General features: G+C 37.6%; 5 protein-coding genes and 3 pseudogenes. 4 read left to right on the top strand and 4 right to left on the bottom strand.

Going from position 1 to position 6,928, the window contains the following annotated elements; genetic code table 11:
• The coding region (locus tag FTT88_RS17160; RefSeq protein ID WP_215899110.1) for a hypothetical protein at window positions 1–190 on the top strand (190 nt) is incomplete at its 5' end.
• Window positions 191–458: 268 nt separating this feature from the next.
• Here the strand turns inward: FTT88_RS17160 and FTT88_RS15475 are convergent.
• Together FTT88_RS15475 and FTT88_RS15470 are read right to left on the bottom strand one after the other, a co-directional pair.
• Window positions 459–1,088: pseudogene (locus tag FTT88_RS15475) on the bottom strand (IS4 family transposase); the annotation flags it as partial.
• Window positions 1,089–2,346: 1,258 nt separating this feature from the next.
• Window positions 2,347–3,033 (bottom strand): hypothetical protein, encoded by a 687-nt coding sequence (locus FTT88_RS15470; RefSeq protein WP_100355863.1) that lies wholly within the window; start codon window positions 3,031–3,033, stop codon window positions 2,347–2,349.
• Window positions 3,034–3,072: 39 nt separating this feature from the next.
• On the opposite strand from FTT88_RS15470, the pseudogene FTT88_RS15465 reads away from it, so the two are divergent.
• Window positions 3,073–3,546 (top strand): annotated as a pseudogene (locus FTT88_RS15465) (type I restriction enzyme endonuclease domain-containing protein); the annotation flags it as partial.
• 70 nt (window positions 3,547–3,616) lie between these two features.
• Here the strand turns inward: FTT88_RS15465 and FTT88_RS15460 are convergent.
• A pseudogene (locus FTT88_RS15460) lies at window positions 3,617–3,898 on the bottom strand (RepB family plasmid replication initiator protein); the annotation flags it as partial.
• A gap of 142 nt (window positions 3,899–4,040) precedes the next feature.
• The gene (locus FTT88_RS15455) at window positions 4,041–4,358 is read right to left on the bottom strand and encodes a hypothetical protein (protein ID WP_100355864.1); all 318 of its coding nucleotides are present in this window, start codon (window positions 4,356–4,358) and stop codon (window positions 4,041–4,043) included.
• Between the two features lie 291 nt (window positions 4,359–4,649).
• Between FTT88_RS15455 and FTT88_RS15450 the strand changes: the two genes are divergently transcribed.
• A complete protein-coding gene (locus FTT88_RS15450) occupies window positions 4,650–5,813 on the top strand; it encodes a DNA methyltransferase (protein ID WP_100355865.1) in 1,164 nt (387 codons plus the stop codon).
• A 295-nt stretch (window positions 5,814–6,108) separates the two neighbouring features.
• Window positions 6,109–6,675, top strand: a complete 567-nt coding sequence (locus FTT88_RS15445; RefSeq protein WP_006581699.1) for a recombinase family protein — start codon at window positions 6,109–6,111, stop codon at window positions 6,673–6,675.
• Window positions 6,676–6,928: the final 253 nt, after the last annotated feature.

Here is a 6,928-nt window from a genome sequence, read left to right as displayed (position 1 = left end):
CTTGATATACCAATCCAAATTGATCAGTAATGTCCTGGAAGCAGCACAGATCCTTCCAAGCATCTCTTTCAATACAGCTATTGATACAGTTATCGAAACAACAAAACAAACGATAAAATATAAGCAATCACCTACTCAAAAAGCTCAACAACCAAAAGCCGTGAGCCAATTTGATTGCATGCCTTTATAGACCCTACCTCGTCTATCAACATATAGGACCAGAACAACAACTTTATTCTCCATGACTTGATATACCAATCCAAATTGATCAGTAATGTCCTGGAAGCAGCACAGATCCTTCCAAGCATCTCTTTCAATACAGCTATTGATACAGCTATTAAAACAACAAAACAAACGATAAAATATAAGCAATCACCTACTCAAAAAGCTCAACAACCAAAAGCCGTGAGCTATAGAGGGCTTTGTTGCACAAACCTATTCATGACGGCTTATTCAGCAAAGCCAATATTTTGAGCGGTCAGATTCGCATACCATTGATAATCTACATAGCCTTTGTCAAAGACCACAATACTGCCAGAGGGAAACTGGAATTTTCGGCCTTGTACCATGTCATTTTCTTTACCATTTTCAACTGCAACAAACTCAGGAATATGATTGCTGTGATTCAATCCTATGCTGAGTTTCATGCTGGCTTTTGAATCATGAACTTTGGCCCATGCGCACAAGGAAAGCGACAGATCAATGTGACTGGCATCCAGGGAATACAGAGGATTCTTGAAGCGAAATTTATGGGCTACTTTTGATTTTTCACAGTATTGCAGTAATTGATGAAACATCTGTTTATACAAGGCAGCAGGTTGCTCCTCGTTGATTCGTGCCAGCGTGCTTCGGGGAATAGACTTTGCTCCGAGATGATTAAGCTTTTCCTGCTGGGACTCAAGATTGGATTGAATATCCCGTAGGCTTTGTCGGCAGGAAAGTTGGGACATTAACAGGGCAATAAACTGATCCCATCGAGAAGCAGATCTGAATTTCTGCCCAACATGATGTTGTTTAGCAAGCCGTTCAAAATCTTGTCGTAAGACTGGTTTAATTAACTGATGAAATACGGTATTCTGATGTGACAAAACCTGAATCCTGGTCGTTAAAGTGTTTGTTTGCACTCATATTTTAACTGTTCGGACTCAGGTTTTTTTATTTAAATCAAACTATGGGACAGCAGTGGCTTACAGCTCCCTTTTTTGTTGTGTAAACCCCAAATAGAAATGTCCGCTTGTAGAATCTGCGCTTTTGCTATTATCGAAGCGGACGGTTTATATCATCAATGCTGAAATTAAAAATCTAGATCATAATCACGATTTGGCTGCTTTTCAGGTTCATAAGTTTGCTCTAAGACATCGCTTTGAGGAGTCGGATTAGGCTTTTTCACCTCGTGGATATGGCTCTTTATGTTCTCAAAACTCTCTAAACACGATTGATATGACGCTCTTTGATGTTTCAAATGGTCATTTTGAGGCTCTAAAATAATTTCACATTTCAGATAGTTAAGCATGCGTTGGTCGTTTTTGATGATCTCCTCGATTTTGTCATAGTCCCATGTATTGATCATTCTGCTTGCTTGGCTGATGTATTTCTCCAAGTTTTGAGCTTTTTTCTGCACACAACCAATCAATTGCAATAGATTATTATCGTTGTATGCTTGCTGTTGTTGGGCTGAAAGTTGTTTGTGATCAGCAACGTAACCAGGGTAATAAGCGTCAATTCTCAAGTCACGGAAATCTGTAGCCGGCTTTGGCTTGGGTCGAATTTTAGCGACTAGGGGTTCTAGTTGTTCAAGTTGTTGATTAAGGTCATTAATCGTTCTACAGTTTCCCCAAGCGTATTGATCTGCTTGCTTTGCATCTCCAAGTCTGTGTAAAAGTCGGTGGGTAGCTGCAATTGCAAGATGGTTGAGAGTGCTGTCTCCAGGTCTGTCTGCTGTGTGTCTAGCGTCTGTTGAATGGATTTTAATTCGATCTTTACCAGGTCGCTGACAATGCTGTTTAAATCCAGTTGATTTAATGCTGTCGTTAATTGCATTTGTAACTGGGTTCTCAAGTTTTCTTGAAATGCTTGCTGTAATTGCTCCGAAAATTCGCCCTGCTCGAGCTTTGAAAGTTCTACTTTCATAGCCAAAATCAAGGCTTGTTGAGCTTCTTTCTCTGAGTTCAAGTTGTTGATTTTGTCCTTTAAACTCTGCTCTACTTCGCTGTAAGTGGTCAAAATATTCTTTAATGAACTGACCTGTTGACTCAAGGCTTCGTTTTGTTCTGCTAACAAGCTGTTTTGTTGACTCAACAAGGCGTTTTGCTCTGTCAAAAATTGGTCGATCTCGGTCTGCATAACTTATCTCCGTATGCTGTTTAGGTAATTGAGTTGGCTCTGAATTGTTTGTGAATTCTGTTGAATCATTTCTTTTTGTGCTTGGATGGTTTTTAGGTTTGTACTGAACTGATAGATCGTATAAAAACTGATTAAAATCATCAGCCCCCCAAAAACTGTACTCGCCCATGTCATGTATTTGGCTTTTTGAGAGTTTAATAGCGACTGAATTCCGGTCTCTATTAGCTCGCTTTGGCTCTCTTCTATCGCCTGCTTCACTTGGGCCTGGACTTGGGCTTGGATGCTCTTCTGATCTATCGAAATGCTGCCAATTGCTTTGTTGATTTCGGTCTGCAGCGATTCGATTGAGACTGAAAGCCGTTGGAGTTTCGATATATCTGTATTCGATATCTGCTCGTGGATTGCTTTTAACGCTACTAGATAGTCCATTGTTGCTTCTTGCAGCACTTGTGGTGATAGATTCCCCACCTCGGTCAAAATCGAGCTTAGATTGGATTCTATGGATCTTGTCGTACTCTCTATCCCGTTTAAAAGGGTGGTACTGTTCATGATAGGCAGCTCGCTTTGCTCGATAAGTTTCTCGAAGTTGATCAGCGTCTGTGAGAGCAGCTGCAAGCTCACGATCAGTTGGTTTATTTGATTCTGCCTCTCGAAGGCGCTCTGCATAAGCTCCAAGTTCGAATTTTTCATCGTAAAACGCCCCTTTTAGTCGGTGTTTGTCATTGTTGTTTAGGCGATGAGATCAAGATGCGAGAGCAGCGTAGTGTCACGCAAGGTAAAAAGCTCATGGAGATGCTGAGCTCTGCGATCAAGGGCTATCAGAACAAGGTACTGACTGCAGCCGAAGTGATTGATGAGCTCATCAAGTTGGCTAAGGCAATCCAAGAGTCAGACAAAATGGCAGAGGAACTCAACCTGACTGAATATGAATATGCGTTCTATTCAGCAGTTGCAGACAATGACAGTGCTAGAGAGTTGATGCAAAAAGAGATCCTGCGCGAACTCGCTGTTGTGCTGACTGAGTCTATTCGTAAGAACGTAACCTTGGATTGGACCATCAAAGAAGCTGCCAGGGCGAAGCTGAGAGTCATTGTGAAGCGTCTACTCAAGAAGTATGGCTATCCACCTGATATGGCTTTATTGGCTACTGAGACTGTGCTTGAACAGGCTGAGCAATTAGCAGAAGAGCTCTCTGCTGCTTAATTTTTTGCAATCAAATTACAACTATTAAAAAACTAGATTAGTTGTTTTAAACAACTAATCTAGTTGTACATCACATCTCAAGACCTAACTCTTTGAGGACACTAGAATACTTTCTGACAACCTCGGGATCTTGTAGTTCAATCAGGAGCCTTTTCTCTAGATCAGCATAGCTTTCCCCTACTGCAGCTTTTTGGCTTGCAAATGGATCATGGTGAGCTAGCTTGTTTGCAAAGAATTGAATCTGCTTGTCTGTTAGCTTCTTAGCTTTGCTGTGCGTGACTTCCTTAGGTTGTTGCTTAGTTATGAACGTAAATGAGAAACCACCGATCATACGTCCAGTTTTATGTTGCTCCATAATGGGATTATTAGATTTGCACTGAAGAAGTTAAAGGAAGAATGAAACTAAATAGAAACCAATTTGAAACTAATTTAGTTGTAAATTGGTTTTAATATACAGGCTGTACTAGATTAATCTAGTACAGCCTGTATAAAAATTAATGGCTAATGATATCGAGAATTTTTTTCCATAAAATCTCAACGACTTCTTCCTGACTTATATCATGCAGGTAAACTTCCGAAATTTCTTGTTGAAGCCACTGCTCTAATTTCTCTTGATGTGAAGAGTGACTTGAATATCCATTCAATCCAAAGTAAGTGATCATCTTATTTGATGAATTTCCAGAATCGTAACTCATAAAATCATACAGCTTCTGTAAAACAGATTTAATGACCTCTTTCTGAAAACTCTTCCGGATTTTTTCCTCTCGGTACATCAAGTCTAAGTTATTGTGGGTTAAATACACATTTGGCATAAATTTATCCTTGTAAAGTAAAGGATCACAAGAACTAGAAACAATGAGGATATAGATAACTTTACTTTCGATATCTACTATGAAAAAATCCCTACGCTAACCTACCAAGTGGCGTAGTTTATTGCCTCATATTCTTATGATCGTAATAAATGGGAAAAAGAGTTTTTAAAGCTCTTTTTTTTAAACAATTTTTTTGGTAACCAAACTGGTTACCAAAAAAATTAACTTGTTTTATGAAGGTTGTCAATCATATAATCCATACAAATAGCTATTTTTTTTTGAGACACTTCAATGGATGAGTTTGTTGCATTCCCTTCTTTTGGCTATTTCTTTGAAAATAGCGACACGGGTATTTCTGATAAAGATTTTGAAAAAATAAAATATGAAATCAATGACTTTGATATCATTGTTGGGAATGAAATAAACTCTTTACATAGACTTGTTTCGCAATCCAAAGAGTTTGATCTGATTGTTATAAAACCAGAGATCGATTTTTTTCTTTTTGTGGGGCTCTTTAAAAACAAAGATTCTGTACTTAAACATTACCGTCAATATTTTGAATTATTGAGACAATTACTTACTGATAACGGTAGTCTATATGTACATGTTTCCAATCTTCACCTAATGAGTGAATTCCAAGTAATATTAGATAAAGTTTTTGGTGAAGCTAGGTGTGTGAATCAAATTTTACTAAAAACCCATAATTCTTCATTTAAAGCATCAAAAGGTTTTACTAAAACCGCTCATGAGGTAATTCTTTTTTATACCAAAACAGATAACTTTATTTGGAATGATCTGGTCCAGACAATCACAGATGATAATTTAGCTAAAAAGTTTCCTCATGTGGATGCACTGGGGCAATTTAGACTCATGCCTTTACATGTTCCTGGTGTACGAAAACATGGTGAAACTGGTAGACAATGGAGGGATATGAATCCACCCGAAGGTAAGCACTGGCGTTTTTCTCCAGAAAAAATGGATGAACTTGATCAACAGGGCCTTATTCATTGGTCAAGAACAGGTAATCCACGTTTAAAGGATTATGTTAAAAGTGATACCGGTGTTAGATATACAGATTATTGGGACTTAGCATCAGCAAAAAATTCAACATACCAAATTAAAAATCTGCAGAAAGCCTATGAGGTTATTATTAAATCCAGTACCAATGAAGACTCTTTAATATTGGATGCTTTCAGCTTTGATAGCGTCTGTTTGAATGCGGCAAATAACTTAAATAGAAAATGGATTGCAGTAACACCTAATATAGAGTCCTTTTTATTTACATTACGTTATTTGGAAAAAGACTTTTGCTCGAAAAATTTGGCAAGGGCTATTACAACTCCAGAATTTATCTCCAATGAGTTCGCTAATCCTAGCCCTGTGTATAAGGTACAAAATAAAAATTTCGGACATTTAAGTCTTTTAAATAACCTTAGATTCATCTTAAATAATTAAATTTGTGGAAAAAACTTTAAGCTGCTGAACAGCTCAAGCTATAGCTAAATTCTAAAAAGATCAGCACATAAAAATGCCTGTAAAATCCATTTTTATAGGGTTTTAGGTGTGCTGATAAATTCAGTATTTAGCTATATCTTCTTATGAACATAGTTTGATTTTTACTGTCATATTGTCCTATAGCCTAACGGAACAAAATAAAGTCTTAAAAAGCAACTCAAAAACCGTATTTATAGACTTAATATTTAATTTCGGTACAATATGTATTTAATTATCTAAACTCTAACGGTACAGAATGCCTAATCAGGTCGGATATATTCGAGTCAGTTCAACTGAACAAAATACTGAACGTCAATTAGATGGAATCAGCCTGGATAAGACCTTTACTGAAAAGGCAAGCGGTGGTAGCCGTGAACGTCCTCAGTTAAATGCAATGCTCGACTATCTGCGTGAAGGTGATACGGTGCATGTTCATAGTATTGATCGTCTGGCACGTAATACAAATGATCTGAACGAAATTGTGAATAGTCTGAATGATCGTGGTATAACCATTATTTTTCATAAAGAGAATTTGACCTTCAGTCATGATGTAGCACAATCGGCAATAAATAAACTCATGTTTCAGATGCTTGCTGCATTTGCAGAGTTTGAACGCTCCATGATCCGTGAGCGTCAAAAGGAAGGAATTGCAAAAGCCAAAGCGAAGGGCTTATATAAGGGAAGAAAGCGGAAGGTTGACTATGTTGAAATACGAAAAGCAATGGCTGAAGAAAATTCAACATTTAGAGGTGTTGCAGAAAAGTTTAAAGTAGGGATAGCAACAGTACAAAGAGCTTTAAAAGAAGAAACTAATAATCAATAAGGTTGATTAATGAAGACGCTTAGATATTCAAATTTAGAAAAGATCATGACCATTTATACTGAAATTTCTACTTATATTACATTTCATAATGCGACTGGTTTAACAGATATAAATAAATCAATGGAAGATTTTTGAACCGTACCGGGTTTGTCGGAGACCAAGCTTTCTGAGAGAATGTCCCGATGAAAAAAGTAAAATATACCCCTGAAATCAGAGAAAGAGCGGTTCAATTATTGATTGAATCCGAGAAAGA

Origin of the sequence: Acinetobacter sp. YH01024, from assembly GCF_013420195.1 — a bacterium.
Taxonomy (GTDB): Bacteria; Pseudomonadota; Gammaproteobacteria; order Pseudomonadales; family Moraxellaceae; genus Acinetobacter; species Acinetobacter amyesii.
This window is presented reverse-complemented; position numbering and strand designations above follow the sequence as displayed.

Coding starts and splice junctions, on each gene's coding strand:
- FTT88_RS15455 (WP_100355864.1), bottom strand. CDS start 4,358: ATGCCAAATGTGTATTTAACCCACAATAACTTAGACTTGATGTACCGA.
- FTT88_RS15470 (WP_100355863.1), bottom strand. CDS start 3,033: ATGAAAAATTCGAACTTGGAGCTTATGCAGAGCGCCTTCGAGAGGCAG.
- FTT88_RS15450 (WP_100355865.1), top strand. CDS start 4,650: ATGGATGAGTTTGTTGCATTCCCTTCTTTTGGCTATTTCTTTGAAAAT.
- FTT88_RS15445 (WP_006581699.1), top strand. CDS start 6,109: ATGCCTAATCAGGTCGGATATATTCGAGTCAGTTCAACTGAACAAAAT.